The sequence below is a fragment of the Xanthomonas sp. LMG 12462 genome (genome assembly GCF_009192885.1).
Lineage (GTDB): Bacteria > Pseudomonadota > Gammaproteobacteria > Xanthomonadales > Xanthomonadaceae > Xanthomonas_A > Xanthomonas_A sontii.
Map to the genome: position 1 here is coordinate 18,764 of NZ_NMPP01000073.1, position 22,443 is coordinate 41,206.

The following is a 22,443-nucleotide window of genomic DNA, read 5'->3' on the forward strand; positions in this document are numbered from 1 at the left end:
GTGCGGGATAGAGAGGCACCGGCCTGCCGGGCCGGTGCGGAGATGGATCAGAACGAGACGAACGCGGCTTCTTCCAGGCGTGCGGCCTGCGCCGTGGCGGCAGGCCCGCCGAAGCTGCGCGCGCGTGGCCCGCGTTGCATCGGCGTCGGCAGCCGCCGCGGCTGCGGGGCCGGTGCCGGGGTGGGCGTGGCGCCGGTGGTGAAGAAGCTCATGAGCGTTTGCAACTGTTCGGCTTGGCTGCTTACTTCTTCGGCCGTGGCGGCCAATTCTTCAGCGTTGGCAGCGGATTGCTGTGTTGTCTGGCTGAGCTGCACCACCGCGGTGTTGATCTGGCCGACGCCGGAGCTCTGCTCTTCGGAGGCGGCGGTGATCTCCTGCACCAGGTCGGAGGTGCGGCGGATCGACGGTTCCATCTCGCCGAGCAGGCGCCCGGCGGTCTCGGCCAGGTTCACGCTGGTGCTGGCGACGTCGCTGATCTCGTGCGCGGCGACCTGGCTGCGCTCGGCCAGCTTGCGTACCTCGGCGGCGACCACCGCGAAGCCCTTGCCGTGCTCGCCGGCGCGCGCGGCCTCGATCGCCGCGTTCAGCGCCAGCAGGTTGGTCTGGTAGGCGATGTCGTCGATGATGCCGATCTTGCGTGCGATCTCCTTCATCGCCGAGACGGTGGCGCGGACCGCCTCGCCGCTTTCGGCGGCCTCGCGCGAGGCCTTGGCGGCCATGCCGTCGGTGATCTTGGCGTTCTCCGCGTTCTGCGCGATGGAGCCGGTCATCTGCTCCAGCGAGGCGCTGGTCTCCTCCACGCCGGCGGCCTGCTCGCTGGCCGCCTGGCTCAGCGACTGCGCGGTGGAGGACAGTTCCTCGGCGGCGCTGGCCAGGGTGACGGCGTTGCCGTTGACCTCGTTGACGATGCTGGTGAGCTTGTCGATGGTGGCGTTGACGTAGCGCTGCATGTCGGCGAAGGCACCCTCGTAGTGGCCCTGCACCTGGCGGCTGAGGTCGCCCTCGGCCATCGCGCCCATCACCTTGATCACGTCGCCGACGCTGCGCAGATTGCCGCGGGTCTGTTCGATGATCTCGTTGATGAAGGCCTTCTTGCCCGGCAACTGCGGCATCGGCGCGTCGAAATTGCCGCGGCCGAACTCGGCGACCACGCCCAGCGCCTGCTTCTTGACCGCGATGTGCGCGGCGACCATGCGGTTGATGGCCTTGCCGATCGCGCAGAATTCCCCGTCCAGATGGGTGCAGTCGATCTGCACGTCGATGTCGCCCTTGTCGTGCTCGTCGGACATGCGCGCGATCTCGCCGATCAGGCGCTTGAAGTTGCCGCGCACCTGCTCGATGGTGTCGTTGATGAAGGCCTTCTTGCCGGGCAGCTGCGGCATGCCAGCGTCGAAGTTGCCGCGGCCGAACTCGGCGACCACGCCCATCGCCTGCTTCTTGACCGCGATGTGGCCGCCGACCATGCGGTTGATGCCGTCGGCCATGCTGCGGAAGTCGCCCTGGAAGTGCGCGCTGTCGATGCTGGCGTCGATCTCGCCGGCATCGTGCTCCTCGGCGACGCGGCGCATTTCGGCGATCAGGCCGAGCATGTTGCGCCGCACCTGCTCGATGGTGTCGTTGATGTAGGCCTTCTTGTCCGGGAACGCGGCCAGCGGCGCGGCGAAGTTGCCGCGGCCGAACTCGCCCACGCAATCGATCGCCTGCTTGCAGACGCCGATGTGGGCGCCGACCAGTTGGTTGATGTCGCCGGCCACGGCCCGATAGGCGCCGCTGGACTGCGCGGCATCCAGCATCACGTCGCAGTCGCCGGCGGCGTGCGCGCGGGTCATGTGCGCGACGTCGGCCTGCAACTGCCGCAGCGGCCGCTGCGCGGCGAGCAGGGCCTGGCCGATCTCGCTGCCGCCGGCGGTCGCGTCCACGCGCTCCAGTTCGCCCAGCGCCAGCGCCTGCAGACCGGTGCGGGCCAGGTCCAGTTCGCGCTGCGCGGCAGCGGACGTTTGCTGCGCCGAACGCACGCTGCCGGCCAGCACCAGGCCGGCGACCAGCGTGGCCACGGCGACCGCAGCCCAGGCGAGGCCGCCGGCCAGCGGCAGCGCCAGCGCCGCGACGGCCGCGGCGGCGGGCAGGGCGACGGCGACGACCGCGGCCGTCGGCAGGGTGGTAAGGGGCATCCGGTTCTGGGACATGACGGCGATTCCTGGTTGATGGCGTGACGTAGGAATGACGGCAGGCGATGCGGCGGTTCAGGCCGCCAGCGATTCGGTGCCGGGTTGCAACTGGCCGATGAGCGACGGCACGTCCAGGATCAGGGCGACCCCCCCGCTGCCGAGGATGCTGGAGCCGCTGATGCCCTTGACCTGGGCGAAGACCTTGGAGAGCGGCTTGATCACGGTCTGCCACTCGCCCAGCAGGGTGTCGACCACCAGGCCGAACCGCTGCGAGCCCTGGCGGATCACCACGATGCTCTCGCGCGCCGGCGGCGCGCCGGCGATGGCGAACAGCGAGCGCAGGCGCACGTAGGGCAGCACGTTGCCGCGCAGGTCGATGTACTCGCTCTGGTAGTTCGGTGCGAACTCCACGCATTCCTCGACCACGTCCAGCGGCACCACGAACACCGACTTGCCGACCCCGACCTGGAAGCCGTTGATGATCGCCAGGGTCAGCGGCAGCCGCACCGAGATGGTGGTGCCGACGTCCTGCTGGCTGCTGATGTCGACGCTGCCGCGCAGCGCGGCGATGTTGCGCTTGACCACGTCCATGCCGACGCCGCGGCCGGACAGGTTGGTGACCTTCTCGGCGGTGGAGAAGCCAGGCTCGAAGATCAGCGCGAACACCTCGCGGTCGGAGAGCTGGCGGCCGGGTTCGATCAGGCCGCGTTCCAATGCCTTGGCCAGGATCCGGTCGCGGTTGAGGCCGCCGCCGTCGTCGCTGATCTGGATGACGATGCTGCCGGAATCGTGGAAGGCGTTGAGGCGTACCGTGCCGCGCACCGGCTTGCCGCGCGCCTGGCGCACCTCGGCCGGTTCGATGCCGTGATCCATGGCGTTGCGCACCAGGTGGGTCAGCGGATCGGCGATCTTCTCCACCACCGACTTGTCCAGTTCGGTGTCCTCGCCATTGACCACCAGCGCGATGTCCTTGCCCAGTTCGCGGGCCACGTCGTGGACCACGCGGTGGAAGCGGCTGAAGGTGCCGCCGATCTTGACCATGCGCAGTTGCAGCGCGCTTTCGCGCACCTCCTCGACCAGGCCGGCGAGGATCGAGGTGGATTCCAGCAATTGCGCATCGCCGGTGCGCTGCGCGTTGGCGCCGGTGCTGGCGACCGCGATGATCAGCTCGCCGACCAGGTCGATCATGCGGTCGAGCTTGTCGGCGTCGACGCGGATCGAGCCGCCTTCGCCGCGCGCGCCGGCGGCCTTGGCGGGGCCGGCATTGGCGGCGGGGGCCGCTGCCGCGGCCGGCGCACTCGGCACGGACGGTGCGGCTGCAGCCGGCGCGGCCTCCGGTGTGGCGGCACTCTCGAAACCGGCGAAGTCGTCGGCGCTGGCCTGACTGCCGGCCTCGGCCACCAGCAGCGGCAGATCCAGGTTGGCGGCGTCGCCGTGCGGGTCCGCCGCCAGCACCAGCAGGTCGCAGTCGTCGCGCACGAATTCGAAGATGTCCTCGATCGCGGCCTGCTGCGCGTCGCTGCGCAGCAGGATGTCGAAGCCCAGGTAGCAGGCCTCCGGATCCAGTTCTGGCAATGCCGGGACGCGCTCGTGACGGGTGCGCACCGCTTCCAGGCTGCCGAGGCTGCGCAGGCAGCGGATCAGGTGCAGCGGCGAGTTGCCGAAGCGCAGCGCATCGGCGAACAACTGCAGCGAGATCCGCCAGTAGCCGGTCTGCGCCGGCGCCGCGGACGTTGCGGCGGCGCTGGCCTTGGCGGCCGGCGCGGCAGCAGGGTGCAGGTAGGTCTGCAGGCGTTCCAGCAGCGGCGCACCCTCGGTGGCCAGCGTGACTTCGTCCGCCTCGGCGCCGGCGGCCGCTTCCACCAGGGTGCGGATGTGGTCGCAGCAGGCCAGCATCAGTTGGATCAGCTCCGAATCCAGCGCGACGGCCTGCTCGCGCACCAGGTCCAGCACGCTCTCCACCACATGGGTGAAGCCGACCAGTTGCGCCAGATCGAACAGGCCGCCGGAGCCCTTGATGGTATGGGCGGCGCGGAAGATCGCGTTGACCGCGTCGGGACCGGCTTCGCCGCGCTCGGCTTCCAGCAGGTTGCGTTCCATGTCCTCGAGCAGGTCGCGGCTCTCGGCGATGAAGGTCTGCAGCAATTGATCCATGTTCATGTCGTGCTGCCGATTAGTGAAGAGTGTCGTCGCCGACGCGCTCGAACGCGTCGCCCAGGCCGAGCAGGTCCAGCGCGTCGCCGACCGCCTTGGTGCAGCCCTCGAGCTGGAATGGCCGTCCCAGCGCGCGCAGCGCGGCCTGGGTGGCCAGCAGCAGTTGCACGCCGGTGGCGTCGATGTCGTTCACCGCCTGCACCTGCAGGCGCAGGCCGCCGGGATGCTCCAGCGCGGGCAGCAGCAGCGGCTTCAGTTCGGCCGCATGGCGGATGGTCATGTCGCCGTCCACGATCAACTGCAGCGGCGGATCCTGTTCGTCGGGGGGCGTCGAGCGCATGGCGGGTCTCCGGCAGTGGCGAGTGGAAAGCCGGCGCGACGCCGTGAAGGGCGTGTGCAGGCCTGGGTACCAGCGATATCGGCGCGGACGGGAAATATTTAGGAATATTTAGCCCGCGTGAAGCATTTGTCTCGCAGGCCGCACGCGAGCCTGAGTGGTTCAGACCGGTGCCAGGACGCGGATCCCATAACCGCGCCGATGCGGTCGGTCCTTACGTCTCTGCATGCGCCGTGCCAGTCGCGGCAACGGGGAAGGCGTCAAAAAGCCGCGCCATCCGTGCGACGTGGCAGCGGTCTTCACGTGAAGACCGCTGCAGGCCAGGGAACACAGCGACGCGAGCGCCCATACGCCACCGAACGTTGTGGCGGTCGGGGCGGGGCAGGGGTGTGGGTCGCGGCAGCCGGCCGCGTGCGGGAGCCGGCGCGGGCGGACGCGCCCGCGGCGTTCAGCGTGGCGACAGCGCGGTCAGCAGGCCGCGCGCGGCGTTGAAGCGGTCGGCCGCTTCCGGCAGCGGCAGCTTGAGCTTCAGCTTGTCCGGGCCATCCATCGCATACAGCTTGGGCTGCTTCTGGATCATCTGGATGATGGTCATCGGATCCACGTTGGGCTTGGCCTCGAATACCAGGCGCCCACCGTTCTCGCCCAGTTCCAGCTTGCGGATGCCCAGCACGTTGGCCTGCAGCTTCAGTTCGGCGATGGCGAACAGGTGCTTCACCGGATCCGGCAGCAGGCCGAAGCGGTCGATCATCTCCACCTGCAGTTCGCGCAGGCCGTCGCTGTCGCGGGCGCTGGAGATGCGCTTGTACAGGGTCAGGCGGGTATGCACGTCGGGCAGGTAGTCGTCGGGGATCAGCGCGGGCACATGCAGTTCCACCTCGGCGCCGCGCGCCTCCTCGCCGGCGTCCAGGTCCGGCAGCTTGCCCTGGCGGATGCTGCGCACAGCGCGTTCCAGCAGTTCGGTGTACAGGCTGAAGCCGACCTCGGCCATCTGCCCGCTCTGGTCCTCGCCCAGCAGTTCGCCGGCGCCGCGGATTTCCAGATCGTGGGTGGCCAGGGTGAAGCCGGCGCCCAGTTCGTCCATCGAGGCGATGGCGTCCAGCCGCTTCTGCGCATCGGGGGTGATGCTGCGCCGGTCCGGCACCAGCAGATAGGCGTAGGCGCGGTGATGCGAGCGGCCGACGCGGCCGCGCAACTGGTGCAGCTGCGCCAGGCCGAAGCGGTCGGCGCGGTTGATGACGATGGTGTTGGCGTTGGGGATGTCGATGCCCGATTCGATGATCGTGGTCGACAGCAGCACGTTGAAGCGCTGCTTCTGGAAATCCAGCATCACCTTTTCCAGCTCGCGCTCGGGCATCTGCCCGTGGGCGATGCCGATGCGCGCCTCCGGCACCAGCTCGCTCAGCTCGCGCTGCATGCGGCCGATGCTCTCCACGTCGTTGTGCAGGAAGTACAGCTGGCCGCCGCGCGCCAGTTCGCGCTGGAAGGCTTCGCGCAACAGTGCGTTGTCCCACTGGGTGACGAAGGTCTGCACCGCCAGCCGGTTCGGCGGCGGGGTGGCGATGATCGACAGGTCGCGCAGGCCGGCCATGGCCATGTTCAAGGTACGCGGGATCGGCGTGGCGGTCAGGGTCAGCAGGTGCACGTTGGCGCGCAGCGCCTTCAGCGCTTCCTTCTGGCGCACGCCGAAGCGTTGCTCCTCGTCGACGATGACCATGCCCAGGTCCTTGAACTTCACGTCCGGCTGCAGCAGGCGATGGGTGCCGACGATCACATCGATGCTGCCGGCGGCGACCTTCTCCAGCTCGGCCTTGATCTCCTTGCTGCTCTTGAAGCGCGACAGCACTTCGACCTTGAGCGGGTAGTCGGCGAAGCGGTCGCGGAAGTTGCGGTAGTGCTGTTCGGCCAGCAGCGTGGTCGGCACCAGCACCGCCACCTGCTTGCCGGCGCTGGCCGCGGCGAAGGCCGCGCGCACCGCGACCTCGGTCTTGCCGAAGCCGACGTCGCCGCAGACCACGCGGTCCATCGGCTGGCTGCTGGCCAGGTCGCGCAAGGTGGCGTCGATCGCGGCCAGCTGGTCGGGGGTTTCCTCGAACGGGAAGCCGGCGGCGAACGGCTCGTACATCGCCCGGTCCACCTGCAGCGCCAGTCCGGCACGGGCCTGCCGGCGCGCCTGGATCTCCAGCAGCTCCGCGGCCACGTCGCGCACCTTCTCGGCGGCCTTGCGCTTGGCCTTGGTCCATTGTTCGCCGCCCAGCGAATGCAGCGGCGCGGTCTCGGCCGAGGCGCCGGAGTAGCGGCTGATCAGGTGCAACTGCGCGACCGGCACGTACAACCGGTCGCCCTTGGCGTATTCGATTTCCAGGAACTCGCCGGGCATGCCGCCGGCATCGAGCACGATCAGCCCGCGGTAGCGGCCGACGCCGTGGTCCTCGTGCACGATCGGCGCGCCCTCGGACAATTCGCCGAGGTCGCGGATGATCGCTTCCGGCTCGCGCCCCACACGCCGGCTGCGCCGCGGCTGGCTGGCACGCTCGGGGAACAACTGGCGCTCGGTCAGCACCGCGATGCGCGGCTCCTCCAGCGCGAAGCCGTCGTCGAGCGGCGCAACCGCGATAGCGAAACGTGCAGCAGAAAGCCCCTCTCCCTCCGGGAGAGGGGTTGGGGTGAGGGTACGACTGCTAGAGTTTTGTGTCTGCGCAGCTTTGGAAGCTGCCACCGAACCCGCCTTCTTCGATGAGGCCCGCGCAGACGCCGCACCCTCATACGGCGCTTCGCGCCACCTTCTCCCGGTGGGAGAAGGAACAAATGCCGCAAAATTCGGCAGCACCTCCGGCTTCAACTCCGCGGCCGCCAACACTTCCAGCAGCGCCTCGCGGCGGCCCGGCGAATCGGCGGCGATCAGCACCCGGCCCGGGTAGTGATCGAGGAAGCTCTTCAGCGCCGCGCCCGGCGCGGCGTCCTTGGCCGCCACCGGCAGCGGCGGCAGCGGCTGGTCGCCCAGCGCCTGTGCCTCGTCGATGCGCGGGTGGTCGGCGGCCCACACGTCGATGCGCGGCAGCCCGTTGAGGCGCTCGCGCAGCGCGTCCGGCGCCTGGTACAGCTCCTCCGGCGCCAGCAGCGGGCGCTCCACGTCGTGGCGGCGCTGCTCGTAGCGGGCCTGGGTCTGCGCCCAGAACGCGTCGGCCGCGGCGCCCACGCCCGGGGCGATCAGCGGCAGCACGTGCTCGCCCAGGTAATCGAACAGGGTGGCGGTGGCCTCGCGTGCGCCGCTGCTGCGGGTGTCCTGGAAGAACAGCGGCAAGTAGTACTCGATGCCCGACGGCGCCAGCCCGGCCTTCAGGTCCTGGTACAGCGCACTGCGCCGGGTGTCGACATCGAAGCGTTCGCGCAGCGCGGTCAATACCCGCTCCACGCTGACGTCGTCCATCGGCACTTCGCGCCCGGGCAGCATGCGCACCGCCTGCACATGGTCCAGCGAGCGCTGCGATTCCGGGTCGAAGGCGCGGATCGAATCGATGTCCTCGTCCAGCAGTTCGATCCGCAGCGGCGCGTCGGTGCCCATCGGGTACACGTCGAGCAGGCCGCCGCGCACGGCGAAGTCGCCCGGGTCCATCACCTGCGGCACGTTGCGGTATCCCGCGCTTTCCAGTCGCCGCTTCTCCGCATCCAGGTCCAGGCGCTGGCCCACGCGCAGGTCGAAACTGCCGCCGACGATGTAGCGCAGCGGCGCCACCCGCTGCATCAGCGTCTGCACCGGTACCACCACGATGCCCTGGGTCAGCGTCGGCAGCCGGTGCAGCGCGGCCAGGCGCTGGCTGACGATGTCCGGGTGCGGACTGAACTGGTCGTAGGGCAGGGTTTCCCAATCCGGGAACGGCACCACCGGCAGGCTCGGATCGTCGCCGAGCAGGCTGTGCAGGTCGGCTTCGAGCTGATGCGCGCTCTGGTTGTCGCGGGCGACCACCAGCAACGGCCCGCGGTGCGCGGACGCGGCGCAGGCGATGTGCCAGGCCAGGGCGGTGGAGGACGCGGGAGCGCGCCAGTGCGCGCGGAGCTGGCCGGACTTGGGCAGCGGCGGAACGGGGAAGGGAAGGGGCGGCATGGACCAACTAGTTTAGCAAGGTCGGGACCCGGGGCCCGGGACCGGGGACACGTAAGAGCAGGAGCTGAAGCTGCCTGCGGAGCTCTGGCTTTTCCGGGTCCCGGGTCCCGAGTTTTCAGCTACCCAGTTCCAGCACCACCCGCACCAGGTCCGGATTGTCCGGATGCGGCATGCGCTGGAAGCCCAGCGACTCGGCCAACTGCAGCATCGGCACGTTGCGTTCGAGCACATCGCCGTAGAGCCGGTCCAGATACTTGCGGCGTGCCCACTTGACCAGCTTGCGCATCAATTGCCGGCCCAGGCCCTGGCCGGAAACGAAACTGCTGACCAGGATCGCGTACTGCGCCTCGCGGGTGCCCGGGTTGATCGCGGCGCGCGCCACCGCACCGACCACGGCTTCGCCCGGCGGCAGCGGCTCGGCCGCGACCAGGATCAGTTCCGACTTCGGATTGGGATGGGTGAGGCGTTGCGCCATGTCCTCGGTCAGTTCCTGCGTCGAATGCAGGAAGCGCTCGCGGATCTCGGTCGGCCCGAGCAGGCCGAAGGCACCTTGCAGCGGCGCGCTGTCCTCCGGCCGGATCGGACGGATCAGCAGTTCGCGCCCACTGGGCAGGGTGAAGGTTTCATGCCACGGAGGCATGCGGTTGCGGGTAGCCATGGCCGTATGATCCTCGACGAAGCCTGGATTCTCGCATTACCAAAACCTTACGCCCGTGAACGCAGCGTCCTGCCGATATGCCGTTCGGGTGGTCTTGCTAGAGTGGCGCTTCGTTCAAGGGAATGCGCGACGATGAAGACATCGCATGCCGTGGCCGTCTCCGCGGCGATCGGGCTGGGCCTGGCCACGCTGCTGGTGGGGCTGCTGGTGGGCGGTGGCAGGTGGCTGCTGCGCGTGCAGCACCACGACACGCCGACCGCCACCACCGCCGCTCCAGTCGCCGATGCGGAGCAACTGGCGACACAGGCATTGGCCCCGTACCAGGCGCGGCTGCAGGCCACGCGCCGGCCGGTGGTGCAACTGCAACTGCGGCCGATGGCGCAGGACGATCGCCTGGCCAGCAAGGTCGGAGGGCGCCCCTACTGGACCGATGACAAGCCGTATCCGCACGCGGCCGACGGCCAGCCGCTGGCGCTGCTGGCACAGATCGATCTGGCGCGGATGCCGCCGCTGCCCGGCTACCCGCGCCAGGGCATGCTGCAGTTCTTCATCGGCGGCGACGATTTCTATGGTGCCAACTTCGGTGGTGCGCGCAGCGACCTGGCCGCGCTGAGCGAACAACGCAATTTCCGCGTGGTGTACTGGCCGCAGCCGAAGGCGTCGGCGCGGCAGGCCGAGGTGCCGGTGCCGGCGGCCGACACGTTGCCGTTCGATCCGGCGCGGCCGCGGGCGATGCGGTTCGACGCCGGCGAGGAAACCATCGGCAGCAGCGATGTGCGCTTCGAGCAGGTGCTGGGCAAGCCGCTGGAGGAGGTGGCCGCCGCCTACGCCAAGCGCCAGGCGGTGTCGCAGGATGCGGTGGACGACGCGCTGTTCGATGCGCTGAGCCGTGGCGGCAACAAGCTCGGCGGCTACCCGGAGTTCACCCAGCAAGACCCGCGTACCCTGCAGGACAAGCAGGTCCTGCTGCTGCAGTTGGACAGCGACGAGGAGATGATGTGGGGCGACAGCGGCGTCGCCAATTTCTTCATCGATCCGGACGACCTGCGGCGCGGCGATTTCAGCCGCATCGCCTACAACTGGGATTGCTTCTGAGCGCGCGTGTGCGCCGCCCCGCGTACCTTACGCTTCGCGCTTGAGCCATTCCAGGCGCGTGCTGGCACCGGCTTCGCCCAGGTGCGCCTTCAGCGGCGGCAGCGCCTGCGCCAGCGCCTGCTCGAACTGCCAGGGCGGATTGAGCAGCAACATGCCGCTGCCGTTGAGCCGCAGCGGCGAATCGTCCGGGCGCACCTGCAGTTCGGCGACCAGCGCCGACGCCGCCGGCAACGCCGCGGCCTTGCGGAAGAACGGCTGCAGGCTGCGCCGCTGCTTGATCGGGTACCACACCGCGCACACCGCCTGTGGCCAGCGGCTCAGCGTTTCGCGCAGCGCGGCCACGATCAGCGGGTACTCGGCGTCCTGCGCCTCGTAGGGCGGATCGATCAGCACCAGCCCGCGGCCGATCCGGTTGGCCCCGGACTTGGGCGGCAGGAACGCCTTGATCGCCGCATAGCCATCGCCGGCATGCACCTGCACGCGGCGGTCGTGGGCGAACAACGTCTTGAGTTCGGCGGCTTCCTCGGTCTGCAGCTCGCAGGCGGCCAGCCGGTCCTGCGCGCGCAGCGCCTGCGCCACCAGCAGCGGCGAGCCAGGGTAGGCGACCAGGGCACCGACCGGATTGTCGGCCTGCACCGCGCGCAGGTAGCGCTCCACCACGTCGGGCAGGGTCGGCTGGCCCATCAACCGCAGCACGCCAGCGGCGGCCTCGCCGGTCTTGCGCGCCTCGTTGGCCGCGAACAGATAGCGGCCGCGCCCGGCGTGGGTATCGAGCACGAAGAACGGGTTGTCCTTGCGCTTGAACGCATCGAGCAGCGCCAGCAGCACGATGTGCTTGAGGACATCGGCATGGTTGCCGGCGTGGAAGGCGTGGCGGTAATTCATCCGCGCAGTGTACGGGGCGTCACGCCGGCCGGCCACGCCTGCCGTGGTGCCGGGCAGGGCGGGTCCGCGGCCGCGGTACACTAGCCGGGCGACCGCTGGCGGCCGCACGGCGCCTACCGGGCATGAGGCCGAAAGGTGTGGACGATGGGCCTGTGCATCCGGGCGCAGGCGTCGTCGGAGCGTTCGGGTGCGCAGTGCCGATACCGCGTGGGCGGCCGGCGGGTGCCACGGTTCGCATGCTCATGTCTTCTCCCCTGTTGCTCGGTGTCCTGGCGTTGGCGCTGCCGTTCGCCGCCTGCGGCGCCTCCCGTGCCGAAGCCGCGCCCCCGGGCGCAGCGCAAGCTGCGGCGTTCGATGCGCTGATCGAGGATGTCGGTGCGCACGGCAAGGACATGGCCGCCGACGAGCAGGCCTACCGCGTCGCGCATGCGCGCCTGCAGGCGCTGCTGCCCGCCGGCGACCCGGTGCGGCGGGCGCGCCTGGACGCCTTCGACTGCCAGCATTTTCCGCAGGGCCCGGCCGCGGCGGTGGAGCAGGCGCGGCGCGGCGAGCGCGGCGCGATCGCGCGCACCCATGTGCAGGTACGCCTGGAGTACCTGCTGTGCGAGACCTATGCGCTCTACAACGACGGCCAGCGCCCGGCCTATCTGCGGCCCGCCACCACGATCCTGGCGCTGACCGGTGCGCAGCGGTTCCCGCGCCTGCGCGCGGCGGCCCTGCGCATGCGCGCCTTCGCCGAGCGCGATGCCGGCCATTACGCACAGTCGCTGCGTACCTTGCAGGAACTCCGCCGGCTCGACGAACAGCGCGATGGCGGCTGGGTCGCACTGCTGACCCTGATCGGCATCGCCGACGCCTACCTGGACATGGGCCTGCCGGACCTGTCGCAGCAGGTCGTCGCCGAGGTCCTGCAGCGGGCCAGGCAGGGCGATGGAGGCTACATGCAGGCGCTGGCGGTGGAGCGCGAAGGCGCCATCGCCGAGCAACGCGGCGATCTGCCGGCGGCGCTGGCCGCCTACCTGCGCGCGGCCGAGCTGCATGGCCGGCATCCGCTGGAGGGGTCGCAGGCGTCGCTGTTGCTGCGCGCGGCCCGGGTCAACGCGTTGCTGGGCAACCTGCCGCAGGCGCGGGCGCAGCGGCAGCAGGCCGAGGCGCAACTGGTCGCGATGGGCGCCACGCGGCTGATGCGCGCGCGCCGCGATTACGTCGATGCGCTGATCGCCGAGCGCAGTGGCGATGCGCGGGCCGCGCTGGCGCTGGCCGAACAGGCCGAGCAGGGCTACCGCGCCAACGGCGACCTGCGCAGCCTCAGCGACGTGCTGGACCTCAAGGCCACCGCCTTGCGCGCGCTGGCCGCCTGGCGCCAGGCACTGGATGCGCGCGAGGCGCAGATGCGCGTGCAGCAGGAACTGGATACGCGCATGCAGCGCGAGCAATCGCAGTTCCTGATCGCCGAATCGGAAAGCCGCGAGCGCGACCTGGCGGCGCTGCAACTGGCGCAGAAGGCGGAAACCCAGCGTAACCGGCTGCAGGCGATGGAGCGCGAGGCGACCCTGCGGCGCGCGTTGCTGGGCGCGGCGCTGCTGTTGCTGGCGGTGCTCGTCGGGGTGTTGTTCCTGACCCTCGGGCGCCTGCGCGGCGCCCGCCGCGAAGTGCGGATCGACAGCCTTACCGGCGTCGCCTCGCGGCGCCAGGTCCTGGGCGAACTGGACACCGCGCTGGCGGCGTTGCCGCGCGGCGGGCGCATGCCGCTGTCGGTGCTGGCGCTGGACGTGGACCACTTCAAGCGGATCAACGATGAGCACGGCCATGCGGCGGGCGACCAGGTGCTGCGGCTGGTCGCCACGACCCTGCGGCAGAGCCTGCGCAGGAACGACAGCTTCGGCCGGACCGGCGGCGAGGAATTCCTGGCGCTGCTGCCCGGCGCCGCCTGCGCCGAGGCACGGGAGCTGGCCGGGCTGCTGCGCGAGGTGCTGGAGCGGCAGTCGTTCGACGCGGTCGTGCCGGGCCTGCGCCTGACCGTCAGCATCGGCATCGCCGAGGCCGGCGCCGGCGAGAGCAGCCAGGCGCTGCTGGCGCGCGCCGATGCCGCGCTGTACCGGGCCAAGCACGGCGGCCGCAACCGGGTGGAACTGGCATTGCCGCCGGGCGCGGCCAACGCGCGCGGCGGCAGCGACAGCTGACGCGCCGCAGGTGCGCGTCGGGTTCCGTGCCGATCCACGAGCGGTGCCTCGGAATGGCCGCACGGACTGCCGCGGCGCCCGCGCGACGGCTATGCTGCGCGCCATGTCCACACCTGCCGCTGCCTGTGTCCTCGTGGTCGAGGACGAATCCGCCATCGCCGATACCGTGCTGTACGCGCTGCGCAGCGAGGGCTACCAGGTGCGCCACTGCCAGCTCGGGCGCGAGGCCCTGGCGCAGTTGCGCGAGGGCGGCATCGACGTGGTGGTGCTGGACGTCGGCCTGCCGGATCTGAGCGGGTTCGAGGTGTGCCGCACGCTGCGCGGTTTCAGCCAGGTGCCGGTGCTGTTCCTGACCGCGCGCAACGAGGAGATCGATCGCGTGCTTGGCCTGGAACTGGGCGCCGACGACTACGTGGCCAAGCCGTTCTCGCCGCGCGAACTGGTCGCGCGGGTGCGGGCGCGGCTGCGGCGCCCCGCGGCGGTCGTCGGCGATGCCGAGGCCGGCTGGCAGCAGCACGGCGATTTCGCCATCGACCGCGACGGCCGCCGCATCCGCTGGCGCGGTGCGGTGCTGGACCTGACCCGCTACGAGTACGCGTTGCTGGCAGCGCTGCTGCAGCGGCCCGGCGCCATCCTCAGTCGCGCGCAACTGATGGACCGCGGCTGGGACAGCAGCGCCGACAGCGCCGACCGCACCGTCGACACTCATATCAAGACCCTGCGCGCCAAGCTGCGCGCGGCCGGCGCCACCGACGATCCGATCCGCACCCACCGCGGCCTCGGCTACGCGCTGGAGGCCTGAGGTGCGGCTGGGGCTGAAGCTGTTCCTGGGCTTCTTCCTGATCGTCGGCGTGGCCGCCTTCTTCGTGATGCGGGTGTTCGTCAACGAGGTCAAGCCGGGCGTGCGCCAGGCGATGGAATCGACCCTGGTGGACGCGGCCAACGTGCTGGCGCAGATGGCCGCGCAGGATCTCAAGGACGGGCGCATCGCCAGCGGCCGTTTCGCCCGCGACCTGGCCGCGGCGCAGCGGCGCGATCCGCGCGCGATGGTGTGGCGTTTCCCCAAGCACAGCGTCGACTACCGCGTCACCCTCACCGATGCGGCGGGCATCGTGGTGTTCGATTCGCGCGGACAGGACATCGGCCGCGACAACTCGCGCTGGAACGACGTGTACCGCACCCTGCGCGGCGAGTACGGCGCCCGCTCCAGCCCCGAGGCCGACGGCGACCCCAACCACACGGTGATGCACGTGGCCGCGCCGGTCTACGATCCGGCCGACCCGCAGCGGCTGATCGGCGTGCTGACCCTGTCCCAGCCCAACCGCAGCATCGAGCCGTTCATCGTCGCCAGCCAGCGCAGCATCCTGCTGCGCGGCGCCTGGCTGATCGGCATCTCGGCGCTGATCGGGATCCTGATGACCTGGGGCCTGCTGCGCGGCATCGGCCGGCTCAACCGCTATGCGCAGGCGGTCAGTGCCGGTGCGCCGGTGCCGCCGCCGCCGCCGCGCCGCGACGAGATCGGCGATCTCGGCCGTGCGCTGGAGACGATGCGCCGCAAGCTGGAGGGCAAGCAGTACGTCGAGCAGTACGTGCAGTCGCTGACCCACGAGATGAAGAGCCCGCTGGCCGCGATCCGCGGCGCGGCGGAACTGCTGCAGGAGCCGCTGCCGGAACCGGAGCGGCAGCGCTTCGTGCGCAACATCGCCGAGCAGCAGCAGCGTCTCACCGAGACCATCGACAAGCTGCTGGCGCTGGCCGAGGTGGAACAGCACGGCTGGCTGCAGCGGCGCGAACCGGTGGCGCTGGCGCCGCTGTGCGCGGACCTGGCCGAAGCGCTGGCGCCGCAACTGCAGGCGCGCGGCCTGCAGCTGCAGGTGCAGGCGCCGGATCCGACCCTGGTGGTGTCGGGCGATCCCTACCTGCTGCGCCAGGCGCTGCACAACCTGCTCGACAACGCCATCGCCTTTTCGCCGGAGGGCGCGGTCATCGTGCTGCGTGCCGAACGCGGCGCCGACGCGCGCGTGCTGCTGACGGTGGAGGACGCTGGCCCGGGCGTTCCCGACTACGCGCTGGAGCGGGTGTTCGAGCGCTTCTACTCGCTGGCGCGCCCGGCCACCGGCCAGCGCAGCTCCGGCCTCGGCCTGCCGTTCGTGCGCGAGGTGGCGCGCCTGCACGGCGGCGACGCCAGCCTGCGCAACCGCGACGGCGGCGGCGCGGTGGCCTGCCTGGCGTTGCCGCTGGCCTGAGCCGTAGAGCGCTCGTGTAGGAGCGGCTTCAGCCGCGACCATGCGCTCCCGGTAGAGCCCTTCGCGGCTGAAGCCGCTCCTTGTATCTGGACATGTCGCCCCTAAACAGGCGTCATGTCTTCCGACTGATCATCGGAGGAGGTGTGGGAGGTCCAGTCGCTCCTAAAGCTTCGAGCTTGCATCGTAGATCGGCTCCGCCCTCCACATGCTGGCCCTTGTGTGTCCGAACGGTATCCAGAGTCCGCCCCCGGGCGTGAACTCGCATCGACAAGGCAGGACCGGGCCCAGCGCCGATCATGACCCTGACACGATGGAGGAATCGCCTATGTCTCCCGTCATCGGCATCGACGTCGCCAAACGCAGTTTCGATGTGGCCATCGAGCTGACCAATGGCAAGCACCGTACCAAGGCCAAGTTGTCCAACGATGCCAAGGGCTTCCAGGCCCTGCAGGCATGGCTGCAGACGCATGCCCAGCCCGATAGCTGGATCGCCATGGAGGCCACCGGCACCTACCACCAGGCGCTGGCCGAGTTCCTCCACGCACGCGGCTATCGGGTGTGCGTGCTCAACCCCGCGCAGACGGCCGCCTACGCACGCAGCCAACTCAACCGGGTCAAGACCGATCGCAGCGATGCCAAGCTGATCGCCAGTTATGCCCTGCGTCACCGCGAGCAGTTACGCCGTTGGTCCCCTGATCCACCGGCGCTCAAGCAGCTCAAAGCGCTGGTACGCCGGCGCCAGGATCTGCAACAGATGCTGCAGATGGAGCGCAACCGGCTGGACGTCGCTCCGGCCCAGGTGAAGGACTCGATCCAGGTCCATCTGGCCGATCTGCAACACCACATCGCCCAGATCGAGCAGGCCATCGATGACCATATCGACCAGGATCCGACCTTGCGTGGGCAGCGCGAGCTGCTGGTGAGCATCCAGGGCATTGCCGACACCAGCGCAGCCTTGATGCTGGCCGAGCTTGGCGATGTGAGGCGCTTCGCCGATGCCTCGGCGGTGACCGCCTTCGCGGGACTGAATCCGTGCCTGCAGGAGTCGGGCGAGCGCAAAGGCCACGTCTGCATCTCGCGCACCGGCTCGCCCCGCTTGCGCGCGGGCCTGTTCATGCCGGCCCTGGTGGCCATGACCCACAACCCGATCATCCGGGCGCTGAAACAGCGGCTGAGCGAACGTGGCAAAACCGGCAAGCAGATCGTGTGCGCCGCCATGCGCAAGCTCCTGCACCTGGCCTACGGCGTTCTCAAATCGGGCACGGCGTTCGATCCGAAAAGGGGCCTTGCCTGCTAAGGGGGAAGACGGTATCTACAGTAAGGCACGCCGCGTCGACAGGATGCCGGCCACCAATCCCGATTCCCCAATCCCGGCTCCTTCCACTTCACACTGACTTCAAATTCGCCTCAAACCCCGCCCACGCAGCGGCCGCATCCTGGCGCCCTCCCAAGACGCGAGGCGACCATGAAGTCCCTGAAACTGCTCCTGCGATTCGCCACCATCGGCGGATTGATCCTGTTGTTGCTGATCCCGCTGCTGATGATTCGCGGCACCGTGCAGGACCGCCAGCATTACCGCGACGAAGCGGTGGAGCGGGTGTCGCAGAGCAAGGCCGGCGAACAGCGCCTGCTCGGCCCGCTGCGGGTAATCCCATGGACCCAGGAGCGTGAGGTCGCCGTCCTCGACGCCGACGGCAAGCGCGTGACCAAACGCGAGACCGAGACCGGCTACGTGCTGCAGGCGCCGCGGCGGCTGCAGGTCGAAGGCGAACTGAAGCCCGCGCAGCGCCACATCGGCCTGTTCAAGGTGCAGGTGTACAGCTGGCATGCGCGGCTCAAGGCCGAGTTCGACGATCTCGACTATGCCGCTGTCGATCGCCGCCAGTACGGCACGCCGTATCTGGCGATCGGCCTGCAGGACGTGCGCGGCCTGGTCGGCACGCCCAACCTGCGCGCCGACGGCCGCGCGCTGCCGCTGCAGCCGGGCTCGGAAGGGCTGGCCAACATCTCCAAGGGCGTGCACGCGGTGCTGCCGGCATTGCGCGATACGCAGCAGGGCCGGCTGACCGACCTGCACGACGTGCAGATGGAATTCGTGCTCGACGGCACCCAGGCACTTTCGATCGTGCCGGTGGGCGACGACAACCAGATCGCGCTGAACTCGCCGTGGCCGCATCCGTTGTTCGGCGGCCGCTTCCTGCCCAACGAGCGCCGCATCACCGCGCAGGGGTTCCAGGCGAGCTGGGCGCTGTCGTCGCTGGCGACCGGCGCGCAGGCGCAGCTGGCCTCCGGCGGACAGGATCTCGACGCCTTGCGCGTGGACCTGGTCGACCCGGTGGACGTGTATACCCAGGCCGAGCGCGCCAGCAAGTACGGCCTGCTGTTCGTGGTGCTGACCTTCGTCGCCTTCGGCCTGTTCGAGCTGATCAAGCGCCTGCCGATCCATCCGCTGCAGTACCTGCTGGTGGGCCTGGCGCTGGCGATCTTCTTCCTGCTGCTGCTCAGCCTGTCCGAGCACATCCCGTTCTGGCAGGCCTATCTGGTCTCGGCGGTGGCCTGCATCGGATTGCAGTTCTTCTACCTGTCCGGGGTCTTGCGCAGCCGCCTGCGCGCGGCCGGCTTCGCCAGCATGCTCACCGTGCTGTACGGCGCGCTGTACGGCCTGCTGGCCTCGGAAGACAACGCCTTGCTGATGGGCTCGCTGCTGCTGTTCGGCATCCTCGGCGCGATCATGTGGATCACCCGCCGGATCGACTGGTACGAACTCGGCGCGTCGCTGCGCTGAGCCGTCGGGGGAGAACCGGACATGGTCGCGCATCGTCATCGGCATCTGCATCGGCGTCTGCAGGCACTGCTGCCGCCCGCCCTGGAGACCCATGGCCTGCATCCCGGCAACCTGCCGGGGGCGCTGGCGCGCAGCGCGCAGGCCGCGCTGGTCACCGCCGCCGATCGCGGCGGGGCCCTGTGGCTGCGTTTGAGCGAACGCAGCCGCGCGGCCCTGGCCGGCGACGCGGTGGCGTTCCTGGCCGGCGCGCTGCAGGCGCGTGCGGCCTTGCCGGGCGATGCCGCGCCGTGGCGCTACTGCCCCTGGCGCGCGGTGCGCCGGGATCCTGCCTGGGCGATGGACGTGGAGCGGTGCGGGGACACGCCTGCGCCGGGGTTCGTGACCTGGGAAGCGGAAGGCCGCGCGCGCTTGCTGGTGCTGCCGGCACAGGCTGCGCTGCTGTGCCGCTGGTGGCGCTGAGGCAGGGCAGCCGCATCGATCGCCGCCACGGCGGGCGGATCGGTCGGATGGTCATCGGCCATTGACGGCAGAAACACCGACGGTGGCGGGACGGATGCCGCCACGGGTCACGGGACGGGCAGGGACGCCCACGCAGGGAGGCGGCAAGGGCGCACACGCCAAGGCGCCGCAAGCAGGGCAAGGAAGCGCTTGCGTCACAGGACGGGCAGGACGCCCGCGCAAGGACGCGGCAAGGAGGTACATGCAAGGGCATCGCCAGGCAGGCAGCGCCAGGGAAACGCTTGCGGTAGAGTGCACGGATGCACTCTCCGCTCTCCATTCAGCGCCTGCGCGGCGCCGGGATCGTGCCGTTCCTGGACGCGGTCGCGCAGCTGCGCATCGTGGTGTTCCGCGACTGGCCCTACCTCTACGACGGCGACCTCGGCTACGAACGCGAGTACCTGGCCGCCTATGCGGCGTCGCCCGACAGCGTGTTCGTGCTGGCGCGCGACGGCGAGCAGGTGGTCGGGGCCTCCACCGGGCTGCCGCTGGTCGACGACACCGAGGCGTTCGCCGCGGCCTTCGCCGGCAGCGGCATCGACCCGGCCGAGGTGTTCTATTTCGGCGAGTCGGTGCTGTTGCCGCAGTACCGCGGGCGCGGCGCCGGCCATGCCTTCTTCGACGAGCGCGAGGCGCATGCGCGCGCGCTCGGTCGCTTCCGCCTGACCGCGTTCTGTTCGGTGGAGCGGGCGCCCGACGACCCGCGGCGGCCGCCGGAGTACCGCGGCAACGACGTGTTCTGGCGCAAGCGCGGCTACCTGCCACAGCCGGCGTTGCGCATGCATCTGCCGTGGAACGAGGTCGACCGCGGCGAGACGCCGCATACCCTGGGTTTCTGGACCCGCGCGCTGGAGCCTGCCGCATGAAAGTCGCCGTCGCCAAGTATCCGATCGGCGCGCCCGCCGATTTCGCCGCCTTCGCCGACAAGCAGGCCGCGCTGCTGGGCGAGGCCGCGCAGGCCGGCGCGCAGCTGGCGGTGCTGCCGGAGTACCTCTCGCTAGAACTGGCCGCGACCTTCGGCGCCGAGGTGTCGGCGCGGCTGCCGGCCTCGCTGGCGGCGATCCAGGCACTGCATGCGCCGTACCTGGCCTTGTTCGCCGACCTGGCACGGCGCCATCGCCTGCACGTGGTCGCCGGCAGCTTCCTGCTCGACATGGGCCAGGGGCGCTACCGCAACCGCGCCTACTGGTTCACCCCCGACGGTGGCCACGGCTGGCAGGACAAACTGCAACTGACCGGCTTCGAAAAAGCCACCGGCCTGATCGACGGCGGCGAGGCGCTGAAGGTGTTCGAGGCCGAGGGCGTGCGCGCCGGCGTGGCGGTCTGCTACGACAGCGAGTTCCCGCTGCCGGTTCGCGCCCAGTACGAGGCCGGGGCGCGGCTGCTGGTGGTGCCCAGTTGCACCGACACCGAGGCCGGCGCCACCCGCGTGCGCGTGGGCTGCCTGGCGCGGGCGCTGGAGAACCGCATCTTCGTCGCTCAGTCGGTGACCGCCGGCGTCGCCGAGTGGAGCCCGGCGCTGGACGTGAACACCGGCGAGGCCACGCTGTACGCGCCGATGGACGCCGGCTTCCCTGCCGACGGCATCGTCGCGCAGACCCGCGGCGAGCAGGTCTGGGCGATCGCCGAACTGGACTTCGCCGCGTTCGAGGCCAGCCGCGCCAACGCGCAAGTGGCCAACGACCGCGACTGGCGTGGGCAACTGGCACCGGCCGTGCTACGCGCGGAGCTGAGCCGCTTCGCATAGGAGCGTTTCCCGCAACGTGCCGCGCCTCGGCGTGCCATGCCCTGTTCCCGGGGCGAGACGCTGCTTTACCAATCCCGAATCACCAATCCCCAATCCCGCGGCGCCAGCAGGCGCCGCCCCGGCAAGGTAAAATCGCCCGATTCCCGTCGTTTCGAGCGTTCCATGGCCTGCCGCACCCGTTTCGCCCCCAGTCCCACCGGTTACCTGCACATCGGCGGCGCGCGCACCGCGCTGTACTGCTGGCTGGAGGCGCGCCACCGCGGCGGCGAATTCGTGCTGCGGATCGAGGACACCGATCGCGAGCGCAGCACCCAGGCGGCGATCGACGCGATCCTGGAGGCGATGGAGTGGCTGGGCCTGGATTACGACGAAGGCCCGATCTACCAGACCCGGCGCCTGGACCGCTACCGCGAGGTCGCCGAGCAGTTGCTGGCGCAGGGCCAGGCCTACTACGCCTACGAGACCCGCGAGGAACTGGACGCCATGCGCGAAGCGGCGATGGCGCGGCAGGAAAAGCCGCGCTACAACGGCGCCGCGCGCGAGCTGAACCTGCCGTACCGCGACGATCCCAACCGGGTGATCCGCTTCAAGAACCCGACCGAGGGCGTGGTGGCGTTCGACGACCTGATCAAGGGCCGCATCGAGATCGCCAACAGCGAACTGGACGACATGGTGATCTTCCGTCCCGACGGCTACCCCACCTACAACTTCGCGGTGGTGGTGGACGACTGGGACATGGGCATCACCGAGGTGATCCGCGGCGACGACCACATCAACAACACCCCGCGGCAGATCAACATCTACCAGGCGCTGGGCGCGCCGGTGCCGAAGTTCGCGCACATGCCGATGATCCTGGACGAGCAGGGCGCCAAGCTGTCCAAGCGCACCGGCGCGGCCGACGTGATGCAGTACAAGGACGCCGGCTACCTGCCGCACGCGCTGATCAACTACCTGGCGCGGCTGGGCTGGTCGCACGGCGACCAGGAACTGTTCGGGCGCCAGGAGCTGATCGACCTGTTCGACGTCAAGGACGTCAATTCCAAGGCCGCACGCCTGGACATGGCCAAGCTCGGCTGGGTCAACCAGCACTACCTCAAGAGCGACGACCCGGCGACGATCGCGCCGCAGCTGGAATTCCAGTTGCGCAAGCTCGGCATCGACCCGGCCGCCGGCCCGGCTGCGGCCGAGGTGGTGGTGGCGCTGCGCGAGCGCGTGCAGACGCTCAAGGAAATGGCCGAGAAGGCCGAGGTCTGGTATCGCCCGCTGACCCGCTACGACGACGCGGCGGTGGCCAAGCATTTCAAGCCGGGCGCCGAACTGGCGCTGGGCAAGGCCCGCGAACTGCTGGCCGCACTGCCGCAGTGGAATCTGGATGGTGTCGCCGCCGCGCTGCACGATACCGCCGCCGCCCTGGAGATCGGCATGGGCAAGGTGGCGCAGCCGCTGCGCGTGGCCATCACCGGCACCCAGGTCAGCCCGGACATCTCGCAGACCGTGTACCTGGCCGGTCGCGAGGAGGCCTTGAAACGCATCGACGCCGCGCTCATCAAGATCCCAGCGGGAAGCTGATTCCCGGGAGACC

16 protein-coding genes are annotated in these 22,443 nt (G+C 70.0%); 10 read left to right on the forward strand and 6 right to left on the reverse strand.

Features of this window, described 5'->3' with window-relative positions; translation table 11 throughout:
- Nucleotides 1-47: 47 nt before the first annotated feature.
- From CEK69_RS16125 to CEK69_RS16145, 5 genes are all read right to left on the reverse strand, one after another.
- Entirely contained in the window at nt 48-2,186 is a 2,139-nt protein-coding gene (locus tag CEK69_RS16125; protein ID WP_152246674.1) for a methyl-accepting chemotaxis protein, read from the reverse strand.
- A 57-nt stretch (nt 2,187-2,243) separates the two neighbouring features.
- A complete protein-coding gene (locus CEK69_RS16130) occupies nt 2,244-4,328 on the reverse strand; it encodes a chemotaxis protein CheA (RefSeq protein WP_152246676.1) in 2,085 nt (694 codons plus the stop codon).
- Nucleotides 4,329-4,341: 13 nt separating this feature from the next.
- Nucleotides 4,342-4,662: an STAS domain-containing protein gene (locus tag CEK69_RS16135; RefSeq protein ID WP_017908422.1), complete on the reverse strand. Its 321-nt coding sequence runs from the start codon at nt 4,660-4,662 to the stop codon at nt 4,342-4,344.
- A 445-nt stretch (nt 4,663-5,107) separates the two neighbouring features.
- Complete coding sequence (gene mfd / locus CEK69_RS16140) at nt 5,108-8,764, reverse strand: transcription-repair coupling factor (protein ID WP_152246678.1); 3,657 nt, start codon at nt 8,762-8,764, stop codon at nt 5,108-5,110.
- Nucleotides 8,765-8,879: 115 nt separating this feature from the next.
- Nucleotides 8,880-9,422 (reverse strand): GNAT family N-acetyltransferase, encoded by a 543-nt coding sequence (locus CEK69_RS16145; protein ID WP_017909572.1) that lies wholly within the window; start codon nt 9,420-9,422, stop codon nt 8,880-8,882.
- 132 nt (nt 9,423-9,554) lie between these two features.
- On the opposite strand from CEK69_RS16145, the gene CEK69_RS16150 reads away from it, so the two are divergent.
- Entirely contained in the window at nt 9,555-10,517 is a 963-nt protein-coding gene (locus tag CEK69_RS16150; protein WP_152246680.1) for a YwqG family protein, read from the forward strand.
- 27 nt (nt 10,518-10,544) lie between these two features.
- Here CEK69_RS16150 and rlmJ read toward each other — a convergent pair whose 3' ends face one another.
- Nucleotides 10,545-11,402, reverse strand: coding sequence for a 23S rRNA (adenine(2030)-N(6))-methyltransferase RlmJ (gene rlmJ, locus CEK69_RS16155; RefSeq protein ID WP_152246682.1), 858 nt, complete (start codon nt 11,400-11,402; stop codon nt 10,545-10,547).
- Between the two features lie 242 nt (nt 11,403-11,644).
- Between rlmJ and CEK69_RS16160 the strand changes: the two genes are divergently transcribed.
- The 9 genes from CEK69_RS16160 (at nt 11,645) to gltX (ending at nt 22,430) form a co-directional block, all read left to right on the forward strand.
- A complete protein-coding gene (locus CEK69_RS16160) occupies nt 11,645-13,585 on the forward strand; it encodes a GGDEF domain-containing protein (RefSeq protein ID WP_152246684.1) in 1,941 nt (646 codons plus the stop codon).
- 91 nt (nt 13,586-13,676) lie between these two features.
- Nucleotides 13,677-14,387: a two-component system response regulator CreB gene (gene creB / locus CEK69_RS16165; protein WP_191091466.1), complete on the forward strand. Its 711-nt coding sequence runs from the start codon at nt 13,677-13,679 to the stop codon at nt 14,385-14,387.
- Between the two features lies 1 nt (nt 14,388).
- Nucleotides 14,389-15,831 (forward strand): two-component system sensor histidine kinase CreC, encoded by a 1,443-nt coding sequence (gene creC / locus CEK69_RS16170; protein WP_152246686.1) that lies wholly within the window; start codon nt 14,389-14,391, stop codon nt 15,829-15,831.
- 325 nt (nt 15,832-16,156) lie between these two features.
- A complete protein-coding gene (locus CEK69_RS16175) occupies nt 16,157-17,128 on the forward strand; it encodes an IS110 family transposase (RefSeq protein WP_152246688.1) in 972 nt (323 codons plus the stop codon).
- A gap of 168 nt (nt 17,129-17,296) precedes the next feature.
- A complete protein-coding gene (creD, locus tag CEK69_RS16180) occupies nt 17,297-18,616 on the forward strand; it encodes a cell envelope integrity protein CreD (protein ID WP_152246690.1) in 1,320 nt (439 codons plus the stop codon).
- Between the two features lie 21 nt (nt 18,617-18,637).
- Nucleotides 18,638-19,075, forward strand: a complete 438-nt coding sequence (locus tag CEK69_RS16185) for a hypothetical protein (RefSeq protein ID WP_148829023.1) — start codon at nt 18,638-18,640, stop codon at nt 19,073-19,075.
- 299 nt (nt 19,076-19,374) lie between these two features.
- Nucleotides 19,375-19,980: a GNAT family N-acetyltransferase gene (locus CEK69_RS16190; RefSeq protein ID WP_152246692.1), complete on the forward strand. Its 606-nt coding sequence runs from the start codon at nt 19,375-19,377 to the stop codon at nt 19,978-19,980.
- Nucleotides 19,977-20,861 carry a carbon-nitrogen hydrolase family protein gene (locus tag CEK69_RS16195; protein WP_152246694.1) on the forward strand — a complete coding sequence of 295 codons (885 nt, stop codon included), beginning with the start codon at nt 19,977-19,979 and terminating at the stop codon, nt 20,859-20,861. The genes CEK69_RS16190 and CEK69_RS16195 overlap by 4 nt, the downstream gene beginning before the upstream one ends.
- Before the next feature lie 162 nt (nt 20,862-21,023).
- Nucleotides 21,024-22,430: a glutamate--tRNA ligase gene (gltX, locus tag CEK69_RS16200; RefSeq protein ID WP_150410338.1), complete on the forward strand. Its 1,407-nt coding sequence runs from the start codon at nt 21,024-21,026 to the stop codon at nt 22,428-22,430.
- Nucleotides 22,431-22,443: the final 13 nt, after the last annotated feature.

Excerpts from the sequence above, each read along its gene's own strand:
- gltX (WP_150410338.1), top strand. The coding sequence starts at position 21,024 with ATGGCCTGCCGCACCCGTTTCGCCCCCAGTCCCACCGGTTACCTGCAC.
- CEK69_RS16125 (WP_152246674.1), bottom strand. The coding sequence starts at position 2,186 with ATGTCCCAGAACCGGATGCCCCTTACCACCCTGCCGACGGCCGCGGTC.
- CEK69_RS16150 (WP_152246680.1), top strand. The coding sequence starts at position 9,555 with ATGAAGACATCGCATGCCGTGGCCGTCTCCGCGGCGATCGGGCTGGGC.
- CEK69_RS16195 (WP_152246694.1), top strand. The coding sequence starts at position 19,977 with ATGAAAGTCGCCGTCGCCAAGTATCCGATCGGCGCGCCCGCCGATTTC.
- CEK69_RS16145 (WP_017909572.1), bottom strand. The coding sequence starts at position 9,422 with ATGGCTACCCGCAACCGCATGCCTCCGTGGCATGAAACCTTCACCCTG.
- CEK69_RS16175 (WP_152246688.1), top strand. The coding sequence starts at position 16,157 with ATGTCTCCCGTCATCGGCATCGACGTCGCCAAACGCAGTTTCGATGTG.
- creD (WP_152246690.1), top strand. The coding sequence starts at position 17,297 with ATGAAGTCCCTGAAACTGCTCCTGCGATTCGCCACCATCGGCGGATTG.
- rlmJ (WP_152246682.1), bottom strand. The coding sequence starts at position 11,402 with ATGAATTACCGCCACGCCTTCCACGCCGGCAACCATGCCGATGTCCTC.
- mfd (WP_152246678.1), bottom strand. The coding sequence starts at position 8,764 with ATGCCGCCCCTTCCCTTCCCCGTTCCGCCGCTGCCCAAGTCCGGCCAG.
- CEK69_RS16160 (WP_152246684.1), top strand. The coding sequence starts at position 11,645 with ATGTCTTCTCCCCTGTTGCTCGGTGTCCTGGCGTTGGCGCTGCCGTTC.
- CEK69_RS16130 (WP_152246676.1), bottom strand. The coding sequence starts at position 4,328 with ATGAACATGGATCAATTGCTGCAGACCTTCATCGCCGAGAGCCGCGAC.
- CEK69_RS16135 (WP_017908422.1), bottom strand. The coding sequence starts at position 4,662 with ATGCGCTCGACGCCCCCCGACGAACAGGATCCGCCGCTGCAGTTGATC.
- CEK69_RS16185 (WP_148829023.1), top strand. The coding sequence starts at position 18,638 with ATGGTCGCGCATCGTCATCGGCATCTGCATCGGCGTCTGCAGGCACTG.
- creB (WP_191091466.1), top strand. The coding sequence starts at position 13,677 with ATGCTGCGCGCCATGTCCACACCTGCCGCTGCCTGTGTCCTCGTGGTC.
- CEK69_RS16190 (WP_152246692.1), top strand. The coding sequence starts at position 19,375 with ATGCACTCTCCGCTCTCCATTCAGCGCCTGCGCGGCGCCGGGATCGTG.